The sequence below is a fragment of the Mucilaginibacter ginsenosidivorans genome, assembly GCF_007971025.1.
GTDB classification, from domain to species: domain Bacteria; phylum Bacteroidota; class Bacteroidia; order Sphingobacteriales; family Sphingobacteriaceae; genus Mucilaginibacter; species Mucilaginibacter ginsenosidivorans.
Genome location: NZ_CP042436.1, coordinates 4,131,686 through 4,154,358, shown reverse-complemented (window position 1 = coordinate 4,154,358; position 22,673 = coordinate 4,131,686). Strand labels below are relative to the sequence as shown.

Here is a 22,673-nt window from a genome sequence, read left to right as displayed (position 1 = left end):
TCACTATGAACCATCGACCATAAACTATTTGCTTACAATACCTTATCCCGCAAAAGCGGCATGCTCATACAATGAAAGCCACCGCGTGCCCTCGACAACTCTGCCGATGGCATCAGTATCAGTGTGTCCTTCATATCTTTCGGTTCAAGTTCCCCGGCTTCAAATTTTTGCAGCAGGTCGGTAACCTTTATGGCTTCAAAGCCCTTCTTCTTAAATGCGTCCACCGTTTTATCGTTACGGTCGTACCCTAAAACCACGCCTTCTTTCAAAGCCAGCAGGTTACACGAATCGGTCCATTGTTCCCGTGCATCAAACGGGAATTTATCATTGCCCGAATAAATGAACTTCGTTTTCTTGCCGCTTTGCAGGTCGTTTTCGCTGATGTCGCTCAAAAGGCTCTCGAGTGTTTTAAATACTTTTGGCTTGGTCTTGCCTTTTTCAAACTGAGCTATTTCGGTTTTATCTTTCGATTTCTTTTCGGCGAACCATTTCACTACATCAGCTTCCGGCTCTTCGCCCTCCAGTGCGGAAAGCGAACCCAGCATTACCCAAACGTTACGCTTTACCTGGGTGAAAATGGTATCGATGTGCATATAGTCACGTTTGTGCGGTATTTTGACAATGGTTACTTTCTTTACCACATCATTTTGGAACAACAGCTTCATTGCCTCGTTGGCGCCGCTAAAGGATGTTCGCTCGCTGCAGCCGATGATCACATGATTTGGACTTACCATCATTACGTCGCCGCCTTCCAGCGTGGTTTTCTCGTCCTGGTCCTCGCCGGGGCGAAGGAAGTGGTGTACCGTTTCGGGTATCTCAAGGATGTTATCACGGAAATTCGCAAATAACGGATGGTTGAAGAAGATATACCGGGCAAGCAAAGTTTCGCGCGAACGGGCCTTTTTTGCCGGCTTGTTCAGCAGCATATAATTGTTGATAGCGATACCGATGTCGCGCGAGAATATCAGGTTAGGAATAGGGGCAAAGATCATTTCGTCGTTCCCCAGGGAGCCCGATATAAATATTTTTGCCAGTTCGACCGGCTCGGTGTTGATCAGTTTTAGCTGTAACCTGTAGGTGCAGGCCTCAATGGCACATACCGATGCTACCAGCTTTTTACGGATATCATCCTCCTTTAAAATATCGGCAAGCAGCGACTGTATCTCGACCACTTTATCTGAAGCGTGAAAATTTGCATTGTCGGGCTTAAAAAAAGAGCGGTCGTTTTCCTTCGAATCGATCTGTGCTAATTTGCCTTTTATCTTATCCGGATCAAGGAAATACATCAACAGTTTCACATAGTAATCATATTCGTTGCGGCGCATGGTATCCAGGTGCACAATATCCTCGAACAGCCAATCCTGGGCCTTGGAAGGTACAACTTTCCCAAGGCCGCTGTCGGGGCTATGGATAAGCAGGCAACGCAGGTCGCCTATCTCGGATGTTACATCGATCTTGAATTCGTTTTTGCTTTTGGTCATAAAGGTTATAATCGGGAACAAAGCTACCTTATTTAGTGTCAAGAGCCAAGAAACAAGAGCCACGATCGGTGCAATCGGGGTTTAAACGCGATAGAGCTTATATTTTTTTCTTTCTTGAATCTTGGTTCTTGTCTCTTGATTCTATTACCTAATTTTGCGCGATGAATTTTATTACCGAAGCCGTTGTTAAAGCTGTTAAAACACTCTATCAAACCGACGTAAACCCCGCCGATATCAACTTGCAGGAAACCCGGAAAGAATTTGAGGGGCAGGTTACCTTAGTTACGTTCCCATTTACCAAATTATCGCGCAAATCGCCCGAGCAAACCGGCATTGAAATAGGTGAGTTCCTGAAAAGCGAGGTTTCTGAAATATCGGCATTCAACGTTATCAAAGGCTTTCTGAATATTTCTTTGGCCGATTCTTTCTGGCTAAATAAATTCTATACGGAAATACTGCCCGATGATTTTGCCAGGTTTGAACCCAACGGCAAAAAAGTAATGGTGGAATATTCATCGCCCAATACCAATAAACCCCTGCATTTGGGCCACGTGCGTAATAATTTGCTGGGATATTCAGTCGCAAAAATTTTGGAGGCGGCGGGGTATGATGTGATCAAAACAAACCTGGTTAACGACCGGGGTATCCATATTTGCAAATCCATGCTGGCCTGGCAAGAGTTCGGTGACGGCGAAACGCCGGAATCTTCCGGGTTAAAGGGCGACCATTTGGTAGGCAAATACTATGTATTGTTCGACAAGGAGTATAAAAAACAGATTGACGAGCTAAAAGCTGCCGGTCAAACCGAAGAAGAGGCTAAAAAGAACGCCCCGATAATAAAGGAAGCGCAACAAATGCTTCAAAAGTGGGAAGCGGGTGACAAGGACGTCATCAGCCTGTGGAAAACCATGAACGGCTGGGTGTATGCCGGGTTTGGCGAAACTTACAAACGGCTCGGCGTCGAGTTTGATAAATTTTACTACGAATCCAATACCTATTTATTAGGAAAAGATATTGTGGATGAAGGACTTGCGAAGGAGGTGTTCTTTAAAAAGGAAGACGGTTCAGTCTGGATTGACCTGACTGCCGACGGACTTGATCAGAAACTCTTACTACGTTCGGACGGCACATCGGTTTATATGACGCAGGACCTGGGTACCGCCCAGCTTAAATACGATGATTTCGGCATGGACGAATCTATTTATGTAGTGGGTAACGAGCAGGATTACCATTTTAAAGTATTGTTCCTGATACTCGAAAAGTTAGGCAAAACCTGGGCAAAGGGATTGTATCATTTGTCTTACGGTATGGTCGACCTGCCATCGGGTAAAATGAAATCGCGCGAGGGAACGGTCGTCGACGCTGATGACCTGATCAGCGAGATGGAAACAACCGCCAAAGATCAAACCGAAGCGTTAGGCAAAGTAGAAGGATTTGGCGAAGCCGAAAAAGAAGAGTTGTACCATACAATTGGTATGGGAGCACTAAAATATTTCCTGCTGAAAGTTGACCCCAAAAAACGCCTTTTGTTCGACCCGAATGAATCTGTCGATTTCCAGGGACATACCGGGCCATTCATACAATATACACATGCCCGGATAAGATCGGTTTTAAGCAGGGCAGGGGCAATCAGCCCGGCAAAATCGGCTGCGCCATTGTTCGCGGAAGAAAGAGAGTTAATACTTATACTTGGCCAGTTCCCTGAAATTATAGAAACAGCTGCCAGGGGCTACACACCCGCTGTTATCGCCAATTATGTTTACGAAGTGGCCAAGGCCTTCAATAAGTTTTATCACGAACGATCGATATTGCAGGCGGATGATGAGCCGACCAGGCAATTCCGGCTGCAGCTTTCATCGGCATCGGCCAATGTGATAAAAAAAGGAATGGGATTATTGGGTATCGAAGTACCCGAGAGGATGTAATTAATGTACAAATGTGCGGATATGCAGATGCTTTGAATTTAAAATCTGCATATCCGCACATTAGACGCTTACCTGTGCCAATGTCCGCGGTGCCACCTGTAGCCACGATTGTTGTGTTCCCAGCGGCCGTAGACATAGGTGCGGCCCGCGCGCGGCCTAACCCAATAGCCATGTTGATGTACGTACCTTCCGCCACTCCAAACCCAATCGCCTTCTATCCATACAGCGCCGTCATACGGAGGCGCCGGTCTTTCGTAAACAACATCCGCCGGCTGATCGGATACATAATATTCACCTGCGCATGCCGACAGGAACAGGGAGCCGCCCAATACTGCCAGCACCCCGAATTTTGATAGTGTTTTCATTTGAATATGTTTTTATAAGTATTAGAACTTTGACAAATGAGCACATGAAAAGTTTAAAATTTATTAACGCCTGAACTTGTCGGCGACCACCAAATCCTTGCTTCCGGGGGTATATTTATAGAAGCCCCGGCCTGATTTTACACCCAAATGCCCGGCTGTAACCATGTTTACCAGTAGCGGACAAGCCGCATATTTCTGATTGCCGAAACCGTCATAAAGTACCCGCAGAATAGCCAGGCAAACATCCAGGCCTATAAAATCGGCCAGTTGCAGCGGCCCCATGGGGTGGGCCATTCCCAATTTCATCACGGTATCTATTTCCTGTACGCCGGCAACGCCTTCAAAAAGTGTGTAAACTGCCTCATTGATCATCGGCATCAGGATGCGATTGGCTACAAAGCCGGGGTAATCATTCACTTCAACAGGGTCCTTTCCCAATTGGCGGGATAGGTTCATTATGGTGTTGGTCACTTCATCGCTTGTCGCATACCCGCGTATCACCTCCACCAGTTTCATTACCGGAACAGGGTTCATAAAATGCATGCCGATAACCCGTGATGGGTCTTTGGTAACCGCCGCTATTTGGGTGATAGATATGGATGAAGTATTGGATGCCAATATAGCTTCTGGCTTACAAATGGCGCTCAGATCCTTAAAAAGCTTTAGCTTGATATCCCGGTTTTCGGTAGCAGCCTCAACAACCAGGTCAGCATCAGCGGCGCCGGTTTCAAGATCGGTATAAGTGGTAATGTTGGCAAGGGTAGCCGATTTTACAGTTTCATCAATAGTGCCTTTGTTTACCTGGCGATCAAGATTATTACTGATGGTCTGCACAGCTTTTTTTAACGCATCTTCACTGATGTCGACCAATGATACGTTAAATCCATATTGAGCAAAGGTGTGCGCTATGCCGTTACCCATTGTGCCAGAGCCAATTACTGTTATATGTTTCATCATAGAAATTATTTTTCAATGGTGATGAAGCTACCAGGAGCGGTGTTGTGTTTTTTAAGCGCTGCTCCTGGTGGTTTCATGAAGTGGTTAAATAATCGAATACACGAAGGTGGCGCAAATTCTTTATTTGGCAAAATTTGATTTGTTACATCAATAGGAGGCTCCGATGGAGCCTTATCAATCCATTTTATTTTCTACAAACAGGATGTTCCTACGGAACTATTACCGCATTAAACTATTTTGCTCCATAGGAGCTACCTGTTTATAGAAAATCATCCAATAATAATTGAAGGCTCCATCGGAGCCGCCTTTTAGCCGGTGACAATCAAAAAGGGACGCTAATTAAAGGTTGATGTGTGTACCGGCATCAATTATTGTTTGTTTATCGATCAACGGGTAATCCGGAATGTGCCCCAATAATTTGATGCCGGTATATTGCAGGATATAGTCTTGTGAGTAATAGTCCTCCGGGCCATTAAAGATGAGGCCTTTCACCGTGATGCCATATTGTTTTAAAGCATTGATCGAAAGCAGGGTATGGTTGATGCTGCCCAAATAATTTTTTGAAACAAGGATCACTTCTAAATCCAACTGTTTGATCAGGTCGATCATTAGGAAACGGTTGTTCAGCGGCACCATTAAACCACCGGCGCCCTCCACTATCAGCGCATTATCCGTTTTGGGAAGAATAAATTTCCCCGGATCGATGATGATACCGTCGAGATCAGCCGATTTATGCGGCGAAAAGGGTTGCGTCAACCGGTATGTTTCGGGAAATATCTTTGTGACGGCATTCGAAATAAGACTTTTTACCTTGAGCGAATCGCTGTTATCCAGGTCGCCGGACTGGACAGGTTTCCAGTAATCGGTCCTCAATTTTTCTACAAGCGCGGCGGATACAACGGTTTTGCCGATCTCGGTACCTATTCCAGTTACAAAAAAATGTTGCTTATCCGGCATCGTTATATTTATTAAGTGTTTCAGCCAAAATTGTTATCTCGCCTGGTGTATTGAAAGCGTGCAGGCAAATGCGCAGCCTTTCCGAACCTTTTGGTACCGTGGGGCTCAATATTGGGCGAACATCGAGCCCCGCGGCCTGTAACGTAGCCGCCAATGCTTTTGCCTTTTTATTGTTGCCAGCTATCAGGCATTGTACGGCGCTGTCGCTTTGTATCAACTGAAGTTTCAGACCGGCGGTCAGTGATTTTTTTAACAGACGGATATTACTGTTTAACTGTTCGATTGTATTATCGGCATTGGCCAAATGCTTATAAGCCATTTTTATCGCTGCAAACTGGTGAAATGACGCCGCTGTTGTGTAAATAAACGACCGCGAAAAATTGATCAGGTACTCGCGGAGTAAATTACCGCCTAATACAATTGCCCCATGGCAGCCCAAAGCTTTCCCAAAAGTAATAACCCTGGCAAAAACTTTGTCTTCCAGCCCAAGCTCGCAGATCAACCCCCTTTTGTATAAACCTACCGCATGCGCCTCATCCACAATCAGTTGGGCGTTATATTGTTCAACCAGTTTTGAAATGTCCTTTAGCGGCGGTGTGTCACCATCCATGGAATACACGCTTTCGACAACGACATAGCAATTTCCTTTGGCGTGCTTCAATTTTTCTTCAAGGCTCGCAAGGTCATTATGCCGGAAACTATAACGGTTTGCAAAACTTAACCTTGCTCCATCGATGATAGAAGCATGCGCCAACTCATCCATAATAATAGTATCGCCTTTTTGAGGCAGGGACGAAAATAAACCTACATTGGCATCATAACCCGAGTTATAGATCAACCCCGACTCCGAGTTATGAAACGCAGCGATCTCTTTTTCCTGGTTTTCGATGTACGATGAGTTTCCTGAGATCAGCCTTGATCCTGTTGAACCGATAGATTTAATATCATTCTCGCGCAGCTCATTAGCGATCAACTCTTTAAGTGCGGCAGAACGGGCGAAGCCCAGGTAATCATTGGAGCAAAAGTCGACCAGGTCATTTTCCGGCTTAAGTATGCGGTAGGAGCCGTCAAGGCGCCTTGCATCGAGTTTATCCTTAATAAATTTTTCGGCAGGGTTCAATGGATGAAATTTCTGCTAAAATAGAAAAAGCGGCGCAGAGCCGCTTTCTTTTAATGTCAATTTTTAAGGCTGGCTTAATTGCCGCCACCACCGCCACCCTGCATGCGGGCACGCATTTCGTCCATCATTTTTTGGTAGGCAGTTTGCTGTTCTGGTGTCAGAATAGCCTTAACTTTGTCGTTTGTTTCTTTCATCAAAGGCATCATTGCCGACCTCATTGCATCCCTGTCGCCATTAGCCGCCGTCCTTATGCTATCCCTTTTTACGGCCTGCGCCTTGTAAATAGCTGTTATTTTGGCTGTCTGATCGTCATTTAACTTCAACTGGGTCTGCAAATTTTTTGCCCTGTCCTCGGGGCTCATTCTTCCGCCGCCACCTTGTGCACGGCTAACTGCTGATATACCAAGAAGGATACAGCATACTAACAGAAATTTCTTCATCATTTTCAATTTTAGATGTTTTTTGATCTTTTGATAAAGTTAAATCCTATTAGTTTAATCGCACCCATGTAACTTAATTGTTGCCTTGCCCCAGTTTGGATATGGAACGCTGCATCTGCGCCATCATGGCTGTCAGGCTTTCCATGGTTGGTTCGGGCGCAGGCTCGGGTAACTGGGTCGATATGTAACCTTTGGCTTTCCATATCTCCAGGATATCCTCGCCACTGATCTCGTAAGGTTCGTAAACGGGGTTATCGGATACTAATTTTAATTTTTTCTGCTCCTTAAATTTACCGGTTACGCGTTTATATACCACACCATCACTTTTGGATACGACAACATAAGTATCACCCGATTTCAGGTCGCCCCAGTTCTCCAGGTATTCACCTATTATAATGGAGCCCGATGGCAGGGGCAACATCGAGTCGCCTTTGATCTCGAACGCACGGAAGGTGCCGTTCTTAAACATAGGCAGGTAAAACTTCGGCAGCTGCGCCACATATTCCGGGTCGGCATAACCATTAAGGTAACCCGCGCTGGCCTTTAAAGGCACCATCTCGATATTCTCATTCTCATCCTTGTCAACCGAAATGGTGAGGATGCGGAGGTTGGCCGGATCGCCTTTCGGCTTGGGCGCCCATTTATCGTTTATGGTCTCATTGATAAAATCATCCACGGTGATCTCGAAAAATGATGCTATATTTTTTAGCAATTCGTATTTCGGCTCGGCGCGCTCTTCTTCGTAAGCGCCAACCAATGATCTTTTGATGCCTATCTGGTCAGCAAATTGCTGTTGTGTAAGGCCTTTTCGTTTCCGCAGGAATTTAATATTTGATGAAATAATTGACATAAAATTTGGAATTGCTAAAATTATTAGTAATTTTATGCTCATAAAGTTAGTAAATGTTTTTTAACCAGCAAATTTTTATTTAAAATGAAACGTTTTATCTATATCATAACTGACAGAAACCGGAATAATTTGCACGTTGGATTGTGCTCAGACCTGTTAAAGACCCTGCAATTCTACCACCAGATGCCTACTTTATTTTTCGACAGCGCGCAGCAGTTAAACAGGTTAGTATATTTTGAAGAGATCAGTAATGAAGACCTGGCGATGGACCGCTTTAAGTTTGTGAGCACGTTCACCCGCCCGCAGAAGGAAAAAATGATCAGATCTGTAAACCCGGACTGGGTAGATCTGACCATTGGATTGAACTATGAGAACAGCGGCGCCCGTACCCGACCAATGTTAAGGCCATCGATCAGTGCAGCGCGTAAGCTTGTTACTTTTTAATGAATTTCAGCGCACCTGAATTCATGCAATAACGTTTACCGCCACGATCTGCCGGACCGTCGTCAAACACATGGCCCAGGTGCAAACCGGTGCTGCGTTCAACAACTTCGTCACGCACCATGCCGTAGCTTGTATCTTTCACGATCTCGATCTTTGAGGGGGCAACCGGTTTTACAAAGCTTGGCCAGCCGGTATGGCTATCGTACTTATCGTCCGAAGTAAATAAAACATCGCCCGTAGCGGCACTTACATAAACGCCTTTTTCGTGGTTGTTCCAATAAGCGTTGTTATAGGCGGGTTCTGTTCCTTTTTCGACCAGTATTTCATACTGATCAGGGGTTAATACTTTTTTCCATTCCGCAGCTGATCTTTTCTTTGACTGTGCGCTGCTATGTTGTGCACCTGCTATCATCATGGTGCAGCAAACAGTAATTAATAATACTATCCTTTTCATACTACAAATTACGGAGGCGGGGCGGCAACGGTTTGCCATGGATTTGTCTTATTCTTTCGCTTTGGGAAGCAATACAGCGGTTACTATAAAAAGCATCCCGTTACTTTGATCAATGTCAAGCCGTGTCACAATGCTTTGGTTGCCGTTCTCATCGGTCAGTACAATATTCCGGTTTTCGTTTATCCGGGCAGTTATGACGCCACCGGATAAAGTGGTAAAGCCGGTTTGCCCATTTCCCGCCTTTATTTGACGTTCAAAATCTTTTGATGTGAACCTTCCCGATAGGGCATGATTTTTTACCAGCGCAATTAATTCCGCCTTATGCGCAGGCTGCGTCAGCGTATCAATGAAACCCGGCGCCAATTTTTCAAAGGCTTTGTTTACAGGTGCAAAAAAGGTGATCGTACCTGAACTTAAGGTATCGGCCAGGCCCGATACATTGATCGCATTTGACAATGTTGTTAGTTCTGATGAAAGCGCAATATTAGCGACCAAATTATTTGCCGACGTCACTACCGTGCCATCAACCGTTTTTGTCTTTACGGGCACACCTGCCGAATCAGGCTTTTGTGCCATAACAAAAGCTGTGTTAACAAGCAACGCTATAATGATCGATAAACTTTTCATATTACTACCATCCCGGTGTAAATCCTAAGCCGAATACCGGTTTGCTGATATCAGTACGATTGATCGGGTAGGCCAGGTAGGGTTCGAGTATAAAGTAACCGAACAGGTTGACCCTTAACGAAACGCCAAAGCTTAAAGAAGGTACTTTCGAGTAAACCGGGCTGGTTAACGGTTGGCCGGTTGTATTGTCCAAAACGGGACTGCCGTTTCGGTCAAGCACAGGCACATCACGCAAGTGGGTCGGGTTGGTTTTAAATTCGATCTTGTCACCGGCGCTCCAGGCTAAGCCCGCATCAGCAAAAAAGTTCAATTCGCTGAAAAAGAATTTCGATTTAATAGCTGAAAGCTTTTCAGGGCCGGTGAACGGCAGCCTTACTTCAAAATTAGCCAAAGCTATCCGATCGCCCGAAAGGTTATCAATGGTAAAGTTATTGGTCGGCGTTTTATTGCTGCCATTGTAGAAGGTTTGTGCCTCGTACCCGCGAATGTAAAACGGATAGCCAAGATAAAGCGGATATAACCCGTCTTCGCCGCCAAAACGCCCATAGCCATAAAGTCTTCCTGCCAATGTTACCGGTGCAACGCGTATGTATTTACGAAGATCGATAGTGGGGGCGAAGAAATGGAACGTACCGAAGTCGTATTCGGCCTGCAAACGGTAACGGAAACCGTTCAAAGGCGAGGCCACTCCAAAATAGGAGTTATCGCCGATAAGCGCAGTGCTGACATTATAAATAGTGAACGGTATCAGCTGCGCGCCGTTTGATGGATCGGCATTGTAATCAGAATTGGCGACGTGCTGATGATCACTACCAAGGTAGCCGGTAATATTGCCGCCGTTGTCGACCTGGTAAAAACTGTTATACCGGTCTACCCGGTAATAGTAATGCGACAGCCCGGTGCCAAATTCGATGCGGGCCAGTTTTGAAAACGGGTAGGAAGTAAAGATATTTGCCTGGTCCGCAAAAATCCGGATAATATCATAACGCTCCTGTATCGCGGGCACCGAGGTGCTGCTGTTAACCTGGTAATTAGTTGAAATTATACTATAATTGGCAAATTGATAGGGGATATGCGATATACCGCCACCCCAGTTCCAGCGACCTTGCTGATTGATATAGATAAACTGCCCGCCAAAGTCGTACACCTGACCGTTAACATCAAGCCCTGCATAAATGAGGTTGCGGCCCAAAATATCGCTGAAAACGCCCTGCACGCCACTTGAAATACCGGCACCGAACTGGCTGATCGAGGCACCTACACCGCTGCTGGCCAAATAATCAAGCTTGAATTGCGGCCGGTACGGCATCGATTTGATGGAGTCGGCCGGTAGTTTCTTATAGGCAAGAAAATTATTCAGGTTGGAGTTGATCAGATCGACACCAACCGAGCGTGTTGGCGGAAGCATCGCGGCGTCGAAATTTGTCGATTCGCCATTTACAACCTTCGGTGTAAACTCCGAGGCTTTTGCATTATAAAGGAAATATTTTTGTTTGTTATAATACGAATAAACAATATCGTCGCTGTTTGAGATGCTAAGGGCCGGCGAATATTCTGTGATGCCACAAATGCCGGTAAACAGGTCGGTCATTTGCTCAACCTTGCCATCGGCAAGCGTGTAACGGTACATATTGCGGAAGCCATCCCTGTTGGACAAGAAATAAACCTGCTTATCATCGGCCGAATATTGCGGGTCGAGATTATTGGCGCCATCAAATACTTTAATGTCGGTTACCTTGCCGGTTGCAAGATCAAGCTCGGCCAGGTTGAAAGTGATAGTTTGTGACAGCGATTTATCATAGGTGGTACGATCGCTGGTAAATATTATTTTTTTTCCATCGTGCGAATAGGAGGGCTGGTAATCCGAATATTTATCATTGGTTAGCTGAGTTACTTTTTTTGTACCAAAATTGTACATATACAGGTCGCCCTGGCCATCAGCTAAAGCCTGGAAAACGACGTTGCTTCCGTCAGGCGACCATGTTACGTTACTAAATTGTTCAGCTTTGCCCATAGAAATATCATCCAGCACACGTCCATCCGGCACACTTACCACCAGCAGGCGGTTGCGCCCGTGGCTAAAAATACTGAACGCGAATTTCCTGCTGTCGGGCGACCAGGCGCCAGCCGATTCTATAAAGTTGAATTCGTCTATACGCGTGTTGGAAACTTTACTGGTCAGCCGCCGAATAACGCGCCCCGTTTGTGCGTCGGCTAAATAAAGATCGATGGTGAAGAGGTCCTTTTCCGACAAAAACGCCAAATATTTACTGTCCGGACTGATAGCCGGGGCCACGTTCAGTTCGCCCGAGTTTTTATTGTCGATGATAAGCTTGCCAACGGGTTTTTGCGTTGTGTCCTTTAAGAAAGGCTTATATGTCGTCTCGATGGAGTTTTTCCAGAGGTTCGAAAGCGTTTTATCGTCGTAGCCAAATGTTCGCCGTATACCATACTCAAGGCCAAAACGGGCCGTGTTTTTAAAGAACGGAACGATTACCGTATCACCATAAGTTGAGCCTATGAACGACCAGAAAGCCTCGCCATAACGGTAAGGGAAGTATTTATTGGTTTCTGTCAGGTCGCGGATGGTGGGTATATTTTTATTGAGATAGGCATCGCGCATCCACATGGCGGTAAAGGCGTCCTTTTTTCCAAGGGAAAGATATTCGGCCATACCTTCAATCATCCACAACGGCAGGTTTGCCAGGTTTTCATAGTTCGATGAATCGTGGCCGAGCAAAGCATGATATTGGAAAGCGTGCACCAATTCGTGCCCGATAACGTGCCGGGTAGTTTGGTTGGTTTCCATTATGGGCATCACCACTCGGTTTTTTAAACCCTCGGTAACACCGCCGGTACCTACGCCGATGTCGCCGTCGATAGCGGTTGTCTGCTGGAAATCGGGATGATCGGCATAAAGAATGATCGGGTTTGCTTTCCTGAAAGTGTCCCTGAACACCTGCTGATGTATGGTGTACCAAAGCTCACTTTCCTGCGCAAACCGTTTGATCAGGCTGTCGTTCTTTATATAGTAGTAAATATCAAAATGCGGTGTATGATAAACTTTGAACTTGAGGTTTTTGTAACGCACTTTATTCTGACCGAAATACTGTGCATTCGCATTAAAACTAAAAAGCAGTGAGCCGGCGAAGCAGCATAGAATGATAAAATATCGCTTGTTCAACAGTAGGTTTGCGTAAAGTTTATTCATGATCAGACAACAGGTGCGGACTAAATTTGAATTCGGGATTTACCGTCGTAATATAACAGTTCAAACCGGGAAATTATTATTTGCGGCCCAAATTTAACAATTAAAAGACCTTGCCGGCTACCGGTTTTGCTGCTCGGGCGGTTTTTTGTTTTCCGGGTCTTCCTCTTTTACCTGGGGAGTTTGTAAAGTATCCAACGGCATATCCAGGCTGTCAGCGGTCAACGTATCTGTTTCGATATGAGGCGACGGGCAATCATACTGTTTGGTGATCTTAACCCAGGGTTTTGGGAAAGGACCGGGGGTATAACCCGATTTCGGATCGGCATAAACCTTCTCCATAAACCGGCCAAAAATTGGCAGCGCCGTGTGCGAACCTTCCCCGGTTTCCGAACTCGTGAAATGGACACTGCGGTCGTCACATCCCACCCAAACCCCGGTCACAAGGTCTTTGGTAATACCCATGTACCAGCCATCGACATATTTGGACGAGGTGCCGGTTTTGCCGCCGATCTGGTTGTTATTCTTTTTCCATAATCCCGGGTATTCCCATAAAGCCTGTGAAGTACCTCCGGGCTCATCCATGCCGCCCCTGAACATGTAAAGCATCAGCCACGCGGTTTCCTCGCTCAATACCCTTTCTTTTTTCGACGTAAATTCTGCAACAACCTCCCCGTCCTGGTCGACAATTTTGCTAACCAGGATAGGGTCGATGCGCTCGCCTTTATTCAGGAAAGTGCTGTACGCTCTCACCATCTCGTAAACCGATACATCATTTGTTCCCAATGAAACCGAAGGCACAGATTTCAAAGGACTCTCGATACCACATTTATGAGCGTAATCCACCACCTTATCCCACCCGACTTTTTCTGTAACCTGCGCAGTTATCGAGTTAACGGATTTTCCCATCGCCCAGCGAAGCGACATATCCATGTAACTAAAATGAAAATCGGCATTTTGCGGCTCCCATACGTCGGGCTTTCCATTGTCCATGAATTTGATGGATACGGGACGATCGGTGAATTTATCGCAGGGTGTAAAACCATTGTCGAGCGCGGTTACATAGGCAAATGGTTTAAAAGTAGAACCTGCCTGGCGTTTGGACTGGTTTACGTGGTCGTAATTGAAGAAGCGGTGATCGATACCGCCAACCCAAACCTTTATTTTACCCGATGAAGGTTCAATGGTCATCATGCCTGTATTGAGTATTTTGGCATAGTATTTTATAGAGTCGACGGTTGAGAACAGCGTATCCCTGTCGCCATTCCACGAAAATATCCTCATCTTCTTTTTCTTCTCAAAATACTCCTGTATCTGCGTAGTGTCACCGTGATATTTTTTATCGAGTAATTTATAGATGGGCAAACGCTGTTCGTTCTTCAAAATAAAATCGGTGATAATATTGCCGCTCAGATCGCGCCAGGGAACTTTATTTCCCCATAGATTATAAAACCGTTTTTGCAGCATTTTCATTTTTTCGGCAACCGCTTCTTCCGCGTATTGCTGCAGGCGCGAATCGATAGTGGTGTATATTTTCAGGCCATCCTCGTACAGGTTGTAGCCTTTATCTTTACACCATTTATCGAGCCATTTTTCGACAGCTTCGCGCAAATAGGAATCGCCGGCCGATTCATCTTCGACATAACTCAGATCGAGATTCAGGGGCTGTTTAATGTCATCTTCGTATTGAGCCTTTGTGATATACCCATATTTCTGCATCTGCGCCAGCACAATGTTGCGGCGCTCTGTGCTTCTTTCAGGATTACGGATAGGGTTGTAAGTGGAGGTGGCTTTTAACATACCTATCAGCATTGCCGACTGGCTCTGGGAAATCGAATCGGGGCTTTTGTCGAAATACTTTAACGATGCTGCCTTGATACCGAATGAATTATTACCAAAGGGGACGGTGTTAAAATAAAGCGTGAGTATCTGCTGCTTGGTATAAACATGCTCTATCTCCAGCGCTGTAAGCCATTCTTTACATTTAAAAACAAGCGTTCGGATAAACGGTACGTGTTTTATAACCCCCTGTGATTTCTTCTTGCGCGTTTCGAAAAGGTTTTTGGCCAGTTGCTGGGTAATTGTACTTCCGCCGCGCCTGTCGCCTTTGGCGGTGGACAGCATACTGGTTAAAAATCCGTAGAAGTCGACACCGCTGTGGTTATAAAAGCGCACGTCTTCTGTGGCCACCAGGGCATGTATCAGATCGGGGGATATTTTATTGAACTCTACCGGGGAGCGGTTTTCCTTATAATACCTGCCGATGAGCTTTCCGTCGGAATAATAGACCTCGGAAACGACCGACATGGTTGGGTTTTTAATGTCGTCCATCGTTGGCGAATAGCCAAACAGCCAAAGAAAATTTAGTTCGATAGCGCAGAAAAAGATGATTATGGAATAGATTAAGATAACAGTATAGCGAAGAAACCTGTTTTTTATTTCCCGGAACATTTGGTAAAGATGTGAATTTAAGCCGCTAAATCATAGCACGGACGGCAAATATAAGTAACGGAACATTATGCATTAAATTTTAAGTTAACTTAGCCTAAAGCTTTTTTTATGAAAAATCTTACTGACCGGTTCAGGATCACCGGTGATAAGAAATTCTCGCTGCGCGCCTTTGATACCGCTTATGCGTCGGATTATAAAAAGGAGGATGCAGAAATAATACTCGGCGACCTGATAAAGCAGACGGCCGAAGTTGAGACGGAATTGTATGCATCAAACCGCTATGCTTTACTGATCATTTTCCAGGCAATGGACGCCGCTGGTAAGGATAGCGCTATTAAACACACCATGTCGGGCCTTAACCCGCAGGGCTGCCAGGTTTACAGCTTTAAACAGCCGAGTGTTGCGGAATATGATCATGATTTTTTATGGCGGCATTATATTGCTTTACCCGAACGCGGCAGAATAGGAATATTTAACCGGTCGCATTACGAAAATGTCCTGGTTACCAGGGTACATCCCGAACTGCTGGTGAAAGAGAGCCTGCCGGAAACCAATGGCTTAGAAAAGATGGGTAAGGATTTTTGGAAACAACGGTATGAGAGCATCCGCGATTTTGAAAAACACCTGCATCGCAACGGGACAATCATCATCAAGTTCTTTTTGCACGTTTCGAAAGCAGAGCAAAAGAAACGGTTCCTCGAACGGATTGAGGACCCGGCCAAGAACTGGAAGTTTTCCGCGGCAGACGTGGAGGAGCGAAAATACTGGGATCAATATATGGATGCTTATGAAACCGCAATAAGAGAAACCGCCACCCCCGAAAATCCCTGGTACGTTATTCCTGCGGATAAAAAATGGTTTACACGCATAGCCATATCAACCACAATACTGGATATTTTGACAAACCTGAAATTGAAATATCCCGTTCTGCCCGGCGAGGAACTGAAAAAATTACAGTCGATGAAGCAAAAGCTGGAAAAAGAATAGAGGTAGCATAATTGCACCTCTATTCAAATAGATCAGTATTGTTTCGCAAAATTGCCGGGAATTAAAATGGTAGGATCAAATTCCGGGGAACATGGTTTGCGCCATATCGCCGATTAGCGGTATGGGTTTCTTTTGCCCGTTAACGGCACCTATGAATCCTAAAAGCCAGAGAACAAAAAACCCGATATCAACGATCCAGATAATTGTTCCGGCAAGCGCCAGCATAGTTAGTGACGTAAAAAGCAGTGCAACAATAACTACCCGCCAGATCACAAAAAATCCTATTGAAACAATGTAGAAAAGGAGGGTTTGCCTTAGCTGGTAGCTTCCCTGCTCTGTCTTTTTTTCATTGTGCATGGCAAAATAGGCAATAAGCCATCCCACAATGGTTAAGTAACTGATGATGCCCACGGTTTTTCCATCATCCGGTGTCGAAATGTTGTTATTTGGTTCCATCTGATAATTAGTTATTTAGGTTGTTCAATTAAATGAATAAATATAGCTAATTATCCCACTTATACAAGTCCTATTCGATGGTTATTTCATCCACAAAAATATAGGAAGGCTGGCCCTTACCTTCATGCCAGTCGGGCAGGGGACCATACTGTGTGGCTATTACTTTGATGTACCTGGCATTCAGATCAAGGTTTGCGGTAAAGGTTTGCGTTTGCACGTTCAGGTCCTTAATATCAACTTTAGTATTTACCGTCGCAGCCAGTTTATAATTGACCCCATCATCTGAGGTATAGTATTCTACCTGTTTAGGAAATACGATCCACGAACGGCTATCCTGCAGCGTGCCGAGGCTGACCTTTTTAACCGGTTTCACCTGGCCCATGTCTATTACAGCCTCCAGATCGGTGCCCTGGTATCCCTGCCAGTGGCCCGTACGCCAGTTTGCCGTCCCGTGCAGGCCATTGATAAGGCTTTCATCGCCTTCAGCAGCGTAGTTGGGCAGGTATTTGGTAAGCAGCTTTAACTTGATGTCGTCGCGTATTTTGACAAACGTTCCTTCATCCACGAAGCTGGGCTTCCCATTTTTAATTGCAATGGCTTTCACCGTAGTGTTGGCCGATATATTTATCGGTTTGCTGTAAGGGGTCGAACTAGCAGTAGGCACTGACCCATCAAGTGTGTAATAAATCTTAGCATCCGCATCAGCCGATTTGATATCCAGGTCGAAAGGCTTTTTGAAGCTTGGCGACGAGTTAGAAAAATAGGGGTTCGATACGATGAGGCTGTCGGTGATGGACGAGGAGGGTTTTACCAGGTCTTGCAGGAAAAGCTTATTGGCAAGGCGCCCGGTATATACATCCCACGTGCCGCCACTTTGTATATCCTTATCTTCCACGTAAAGTTTATTATAAGGGTTGTTATTCAACGTCATTCCCTGCAGGTAGATGTTTTGAAAACTTACCCCGGTACCCGAATTTGTTATAGTGAATTTCTTTCCGTTTTCGAGGTAGATAGTGGCCTTATCAAACTGCGGCAGGCCCACTTGGTATTGTGTTTGACCTGGTTCAATCGTATATAGCCCCAGCGAACTCATCACATACCAGGCCGACATTTGCCCGCAATCCTCGTTACCGGACAAACCGTCGGGCAGGACGCTATATTTATCTTTCAATATCCTGTTGATATAGGATTGCGTTTTATAGGGCGAATTGGTGAAATTATACAGGTACGCAATGTGATGGCTGGGTTCGTTACCGTGTGCATACTGGCCGATCAAACCTGAAACGTCGGGCTGGTCTTTGCCGCTTAATTTTGCATCTGTGGTAAACAATTCATCCAGTTTCTCTTCAAATTTATCGCGGCCCCCCATGCGTTTTATCAAGCCATCAACATCCTGCGGTACCAGGAATGAATACTGCCATCCATTGCCTTCGGTATAATTATTATTGATCTCGGTAGGTTCGAAAGGCATATACCAGCCGCCATTTACCCGGGCCTGCGCAAAACCATTCTGATCGTTAATGATGTTCTTCCAGTATTGAGCCCGTTTGATGAACACGGCATAATCCTGTGGTTTATTCAGCATTTTTGCCATTTGAGCAATGCACCAGTCGTCGTAGGCATAATCCAGTGTTTTAGATACCGATTCGTGCTCGTCGTCAGCTAACACGGCGCCATGCTTACGGTAGCTATCCAACCCGAACTGGTCGCGGTTCACGGCGGCCTTCATTGCGGTAAAGGCCTCTTCGGCGTCAAAACCACGAATGCCCTTTGCATAGGCGTCGACAATGACAGGGATTGAATGGTTGCCCACCATACAATAAGTCTCGTCGGACCCCAGCGGCCATATCGGCAACAGCCCACCCTGTTCGTACATTGCCAGGAAACTTTTGATGAAATCGAGCGTGCGTTTTTTGTCGATGATCGTAAACAAAGGATCCTCCGCCCTGAAAGTATCCCACAAAGAAAAGACGGTATAATAATCAAAGCCGTCGGCTTTGTGTATCTTTTGATCGAGACCGCGGTACTGTCCGTCAACATCGCTATAAATATTGGGCGCCGACATGCAATGATATAGCGCGGTATAGAATATGGTTTGTTTGACTTTGCTTTGGTCAACTGCTTTAGCTTGATTTTTTTGCTGCGGACGGTCGTACCCGGGAGGGCCTTGTGGGCTGCGCGCCTGTGACGATACCGGCGGCGCGCCACCTTCAACTTGTATCTTGTTTAGTTCGTTGTTCCAGTCGGCCTTCGCTTGTTTTTCTATTTTTTTAAAATCGAAGTCTGGTACTTCGGCATCCAGGTTTTTTAAGGCCCCTTCGGCGCTTACAGACGAGATGCCTACTTTTGATACCACATCGCCGGGGTTATCGAACTGGATATACATCTTCACATTTTTACCCTGTACTTTGCTCTGGCCCGGCTGCAACTGATCGTTAAGTGCCATACCGTAGGTTTTAAAAGATTTCGAGAATTTGGCATAAAAGTAAACGTACTGGTCCTTAGCCCATGATCTCGAGCGGCGAAGCCCCCTGATCTCGTGATCGTTCACCACTTCTATCCACGAATCCAGTACCTCGTCACGGTGCTGCAGGTCGATAATGATATTTGCCTGCGAAGTGCGGGGATAATCGTAGCGATGTACACCCACGCGTTTAGTGGCAGTAAGTTCGACACCTATATTGTACTTGTCTAACCTGGTCTTATAATACCCCGGCGAAGCGCTTTCATTTTTTTTGCTAAAACCCGACATGTAGTCGGTGTTCTTAAATTGCGGCTCGCCGGTGGTTGGCATAAACAAAACGTCGCAATAATCGGCTATGCCGGTGCCACTTAAATGTGTATGCGAAAAGCCATAAACAACTGTATCGGTAAAATAGTAACCGGAACAGCCGTCCCAGCCGGTAAGGCGGGTATCGGGACTTAACTGTACCATACCGAAAGGAACAACCGCACCCGGATAGGTATGGCCATGCCCCCCGGTGCCAATAAAAGGGTTTACCAATTTGGTATAATCGTTAAGCTTCTTTTTTTGGGCAGAAACAACGGCAGATGAACACAGAACAGGAAACAAGAGGAGCAGGGCGCGATTTGAAATTCTCATTAGCGAAGATGGAATAGTTAATTTTTAGCAGCGCAAATTAATACAGATAATGCGCTAAAAATAAGTAAAAATGCCGTTGCCGTGAAATTTGGCTCAATCGTCGATATGAAAAGTGTCGGCATCCTTCAGGAAGGGGAGGGTGCGGCGTGTTTTTTCAACCTCATCGGCCATAATGGTAAATGTATAGACGTCTTCTTCGTCGCGTTTGTAGTAAACCACGTTACCGTTGGGACTAATGCAGGTCGAGTCGCCTGAATGGTATATTTCGTTACCGTCGTGCCCTACACGGTTCAGGCCAATAACGTATGCCTGGTTCTCCACGGCGCGGGCTGGTATCAGGGTGCGCCAGTGCAGCGCCCGCCGCTCGGGCCAATTGGCCACTACGATGAGCAGATCATAAACGGCATTAACATTGCGCAGCCAAACCGGGAAACGCAGATCGTAGCAAATGACCGGGCAAATTCTCCAGCCCTTCAACTCAACTATCAGCTTCTTTTTGCCGGCGGTATAGGTTTGATGTTCTTTTGCCAAAGTAAACAGGTGGCGCTTGTCGTAATAATTATAGGTGCCGTCGGAGGTCATCCATATCAGGCGGTTATAGCATTTGCCACCCTCGGTAATAATAATGCTGCCGGTAACCACACAGTCAAACTGTTTGGCTATTTTATGCATCCAGTGCATGGTTTTGCCGTTCATCGGCTCGGCCAGCGGAGCAGCATTCATAGTAAAACCCGTGCTGAACATCTCGGGCAGGATGATCAGGTCCGTCTTTTCGCGAATACCGCCGTTCAGCCTCAAACCAATATTTTGCAGATTTTTATCGATATTTTCCCAAAACAAATATCCCTGGAAAAGGCTGACCTTAAGGTTTTCCATACGCTATTAGGGTTTACTTATGGTTAAAAAAACAATACTCAAAGTTACACTTTTATCAATCTTTCAACGGCATTATCTAAAGTTTCTTGCCTTTTCGCAAAACAAAATCTCAAAACATGATGGTCGGTGCCACGGCCGTAAAAGGCCGAAACCGGTATAACTGCCACACCGAAATCTTTAACAAGCCGCATGGCAAAGTCGGCATCTTTTTCGTCAGTAATGCGTTCATATTTAACCGATTGAAAGTATGATCCGGCACATGGCAATAGTTCGAACCGGGTGCTTTCCAGGCCTTTCCGGAAATAGTCGCGTTTTTGCTGAAAAAAGCCCGGAAGTTCCAGGTAATGACTTTCATTTTTTAAATATTCGGCAATGCCGGCCTGCATAGGCGCGTTAACGGCAAAAACAAGGAACTGGTGTATCTTGCGGAATTCGCTCATTAAAACCGCAGGAGCCATGCAATAACCCACTTTCCAGCCGGTAGCGTGAAACGGCTTGCCGAAAGATGCGATTACAAAACTGCGTTCCCTCAATTCGGGGTATTGGGCCATACTATGGTGAGCCTCGCCATCGTAGATCAGATGTTCGTATACCTCGTCGCTCAGGATAAAAATATCCCGGTTTTTAACTATCGCAGTAAGTGCGTCGATATCTTCCTGATGAAGAATTGTCGCCGTCGGGTTATGCGGCGAGTTGAGGATGATCATTTTGGTGCGGCTGTTCACCAGTCTTTTTACCATATCCCACCGGATCCGGTAGTCTGGCGGCTCCAGTTCCAGGGCCTTCACAATACCCCCCGCAACTTTAATAGCCGGAGCATAGCAATCGAAAGCAGGCTCAAAGATGATGACCTCGTCGTTCGGGTTAATTACGGTAGCGATGGCAGTATATAAGGCCTGGGTGCCGCCTGCAGTAATGGTTATTTCGGTATCGGGATTGTAATATGCACCATAAAGTTTTTCGGTTTTACGGCTGAGTTCCTCGCGCAGCGGCATATAGCCGGCCATAGGTGCGTATTGGTTGAATCCGCTTTTCATGGCCTGGTTCACCAGCTCTATCAGTTCGGGCGATGTGTCATAATCAGGGAACCCCTGCGACAGGTTGATAGCCCCAACTTCATTGGCCAGTGCCGACATCACAGTGAAAATAGTAGTGCCTGCCTGCGGTAATTTTGAATTAACAGATATCATTACGGGCTAAAGTAAATAAAATATGAATGACCTGTATTTTTAAAAACGCGGTATCGGCGTAATGGGAGCCTATTTGCCTGGGTTTTATATAATAGATGATTTAAAAATTTGATTATTAAGTATTTATAACATATATTTAATGTAACAAAACTGTTGTAAACCCAAAAACTTACTGAAATGAAAAAACTGATCTTGATTGCTTTACTGGCTTTTCTCGGTATTGAGGTAAGCCATGCGCAAACCGCACCGTACAAAGCGGCTTATTCATCCAATTTTAAAATTGCCGATGCATCTTACTCGAACAAGGTGTTAACGCTTTGGAAGGACTACGAAAACAATACACTGGATAACCATTTGGAATGGTTTGCCGACACGGTATCCATGACGCTTGCTGACGGCCGTACGGTAAAAGGAAAGGCGGAAAACCTGGCAGGTGTCAAGGCCTTCAGGGGTTCGCTTAAGGATATGAAAGTTACGATAGACGCCTTTGTTAGTTTAAAAAGCGTGGATCATAATGAAAACGTGGTTTGCGTGTGGGGAGAAGAACAATATACCGATGCCAACGGAAAGGCTGTTAAGGTTAGCATACAGGAAGTGTGGGGATTCAACAGGGATGGTAAAATAGCTATGATGCTGCAATATGCCCAGGGCGGCGGGGGAATGTGACGTTCCTTGCAAAAAATATACAGGCTGCCTTAGGGCGGCCTTTTTTGTTTATCAGCGGGCTGTAAATTTTGCGATCTTTTAATGGCGCCAGAATACCTTTTACCTTTATCCTTTCA

Annotated in this window: 19 protein-coding genes; 4 read left to right on the top strand and 15 right to left on the bottom strand. The window is 45.6% G+C overall.

The annotated features are described in order from the left end of the window. Positions 1-32 precede the first annotated feature (32 nt). Positions 33-1,481: an arginine deiminase family protein gene (locus FRZ54_RS18965; RefSeq protein WP_147033398.1), complete on the bottom strand. Its 1,449-nt coding sequence runs from the start codon at positions 1,479-1,481 to the stop codon at positions 33-35. Between the two features lie 161 nt (positions 1,482-1,642). Here FRZ54_RS18965 and argS point away from each other — a divergent pair, with 161 nt between their 5' ends. Further along, positions 1,643-3,406 carry an arginine--tRNA ligase gene (gene argS, locus FRZ54_RS18960; RefSeq protein WP_147033397.1) on the top strand — a complete coding sequence of 588 codons (1,764 nt, stop codon included), beginning with the start codon at positions 1,643-1,645 and terminating at the stop codon, positions 3,404-3,406. Between the two features lie 68 nt (positions 3,407-3,474). On the opposite strand, the gene FRZ54_RS18955 is transcribed toward argS, so the two are convergent. From FRZ54_RS18955 to FRZ54_RS18930, 6 genes are all read right to left on the bottom strand, one after another. Continuing rightward, positions 3,475-3,771 (bottom strand): hypothetical protein, encoded by a 297-nt coding sequence (locus tag FRZ54_RS18955; RefSeq protein ID WP_147033396.1) that lies wholly within the window; start codon positions 3,769-3,771, stop codon positions 3,475-3,477. Between the two features lie 63 nt (positions 3,772-3,834). Continuing rightward, complete coding sequence (locus tag FRZ54_RS18950; protein ID WP_446685953.1) at positions 3,835-4,728, bottom strand: 3-hydroxyacyl-CoA dehydrogenase family protein; 894 nt, start codon at positions 4,726-4,728, stop codon at positions 3,835-3,837. A 339-nt stretch (positions 4,729-5,067) separates the two neighbouring features. Continuing rightward, positions 5,068-5,685, bottom strand: coding sequence for a dethiobiotin synthase (gene bioD, locus FRZ54_RS18945; RefSeq protein WP_147033395.1), 618 nt, complete (start codon positions 5,683-5,685; stop codon positions 5,068-5,070). Then, entirely contained in the window at positions 5,675-6,805 is a 1,131-nt protein-coding gene (locus tag FRZ54_RS18940; protein ID WP_147033394.1) for an aminotransferase class I/II-fold pyridoxal phosphate-dependent enzyme, read from the bottom strand. Before FRZ54_RS18940 ends, bioD begins: the two co-directional genes overlap by 11 nt. Before the next feature lie 74 nt (positions 6,806-6,879). Beyond that, positions 6,880-7,248, bottom strand: a complete 369-nt coding sequence (locus FRZ54_RS18935; protein WP_147033393.1) for a hypothetical protein — start codon at positions 7,246-7,248, stop codon at positions 6,880-6,882. A gap of 70 nt (positions 7,249-7,318) precedes the next feature. Beyond that, on the bottom strand, positions 7,319-8,095 hold the full coding sequence (locus FRZ54_RS18930; RefSeq protein WP_147033392.1) for an XRE family transcriptional regulator: 777 nt from the start codon (positions 8,093-8,095) through the stop codon (positions 7,319-7,321). An 84-nt stretch (positions 8,096-8,179) separates the two neighbouring features. On the opposite strand from FRZ54_RS18930, the gene FRZ54_RS18925 reads away from it, so the two are divergent. Then, positions 8,180-8,539: a GIY-YIG nuclease family protein gene (locus tag FRZ54_RS18925; protein WP_147033391.1), complete on the top strand. Its 360-nt coding sequence runs from the start codon at positions 8,180-8,182 to the stop codon at positions 8,537-8,539. On the opposite strand, the gene msrB is transcribed toward FRZ54_RS18925, so the two are convergent. The 4 genes from msrB to FRZ54_RS18905 form a co-directional block, all read right to left on the bottom strand. Further along, entirely contained in the window at positions 8,529-8,993 is a 465-nt protein-coding gene (msrB, locus tag FRZ54_RS18920; protein WP_147033390.1) for a peptide-methionine (R)-S-oxide reductase MsrB, read from the bottom strand. The genes FRZ54_RS18925 and msrB overlap by 11 nt on opposite strands. A gap of 48 nt (positions 8,994-9,041) precedes the next feature. Beyond that, on the bottom strand, positions 9,042-9,620 hold the full coding sequence (locus tag FRZ54_RS18915) for a fasciclin domain-containing protein (protein WP_147033389.1): 579 nt from the start codon (positions 9,618-9,620) through the stop codon (positions 9,042-9,044). A gap of 4 nt (positions 9,621-9,624) precedes the next feature. After that, complete coding sequence (locus FRZ54_RS18910) at positions 9,625-12,831, bottom strand: DPP IV N-terminal domain-containing protein (protein WP_147033388.1); 3,207 nt, start codon at positions 12,829-12,831, stop codon at positions 9,625-9,627. 117 nt (positions 12,832-12,948) lie between these two features. Beyond that, the gene (locus FRZ54_RS18905) at positions 12,949-15,279 is read right to left on the bottom strand and encodes a penicillin-binding protein 1A (protein WP_147033387.1); all 2,331 of its coding nucleotides are present in this window, start codon (positions 15,277-15,279) and stop codon (positions 12,949-12,951) included. Positions 15,280-15,387: 108 nt separating this feature from the next. On the opposite strand from FRZ54_RS18905, the gene FRZ54_RS18900 reads away from it, so the two are divergent. Continuing rightward, complete coding sequence (locus FRZ54_RS18900; RefSeq protein WP_147033386.1) at positions 15,388-16,266, top strand: polyphosphate kinase 2 family protein; 879 nt, start codon at positions 15,388-15,390, stop codon at positions 16,264-16,266. A 75-nt stretch (positions 16,267-16,341) separates the two neighbouring features. Here the strand turns inward: FRZ54_RS18900 and FRZ54_RS18895 are convergent, their stop codons facing one another. The 4 genes from FRZ54_RS18895 to FRZ54_RS18880 all read right to left on the bottom strand — a co-directional run bounded on the left by FRZ54_RS18895 (position 16,342) and on the right by FRZ54_RS18880 (position 21,891). After that, entirely contained in the window at positions 16,342-16,722 is a 381-nt protein-coding gene (locus FRZ54_RS18895) for a hypothetical protein (RefSeq protein ID WP_147033385.1), read from the bottom strand. A 70-nt stretch (positions 16,723-16,792) separates the two neighbouring features. Beyond that, entirely contained in the window at positions 16,793-19,825 is a 3,033-nt protein-coding gene (locus FRZ54_RS18890; protein ID WP_147033384.1) for a GH92 family glycosyl hydrolase, read from the bottom strand. 93 nt (positions 19,826-19,918) lie between these two features. Next, a complete protein-coding gene (locus tag FRZ54_RS18885) occupies positions 19,919-20,701 on the bottom strand; it encodes an amidohydrolase (RefSeq protein ID WP_147033383.1) in 783 nt (260 codons plus the stop codon). Between the two features lie 44 nt (positions 20,702-20,745). Then, positions 20,746-21,891, bottom strand: a complete 1,146-nt coding sequence (locus FRZ54_RS18880) for a methionine aminotransferase (RefSeq protein ID WP_147033382.1) — start codon at positions 21,889-21,891, stop codon at positions 20,746-20,748. A gap of 177 nt (positions 21,892-22,068) precedes the next feature. On the opposite strand from FRZ54_RS18880, the gene FRZ54_RS18875 reads away from it, so the two are divergent. Next, positions 22,069-22,557, top strand: a complete 489-nt coding sequence (locus tag FRZ54_RS18875) for a nuclear transport factor 2 family protein (RefSeq protein WP_147033381.1) — start codon at positions 22,069-22,071, stop codon at positions 22,555-22,557. Positions 22,558-22,673 lie beyond the last annotated feature (116 nt).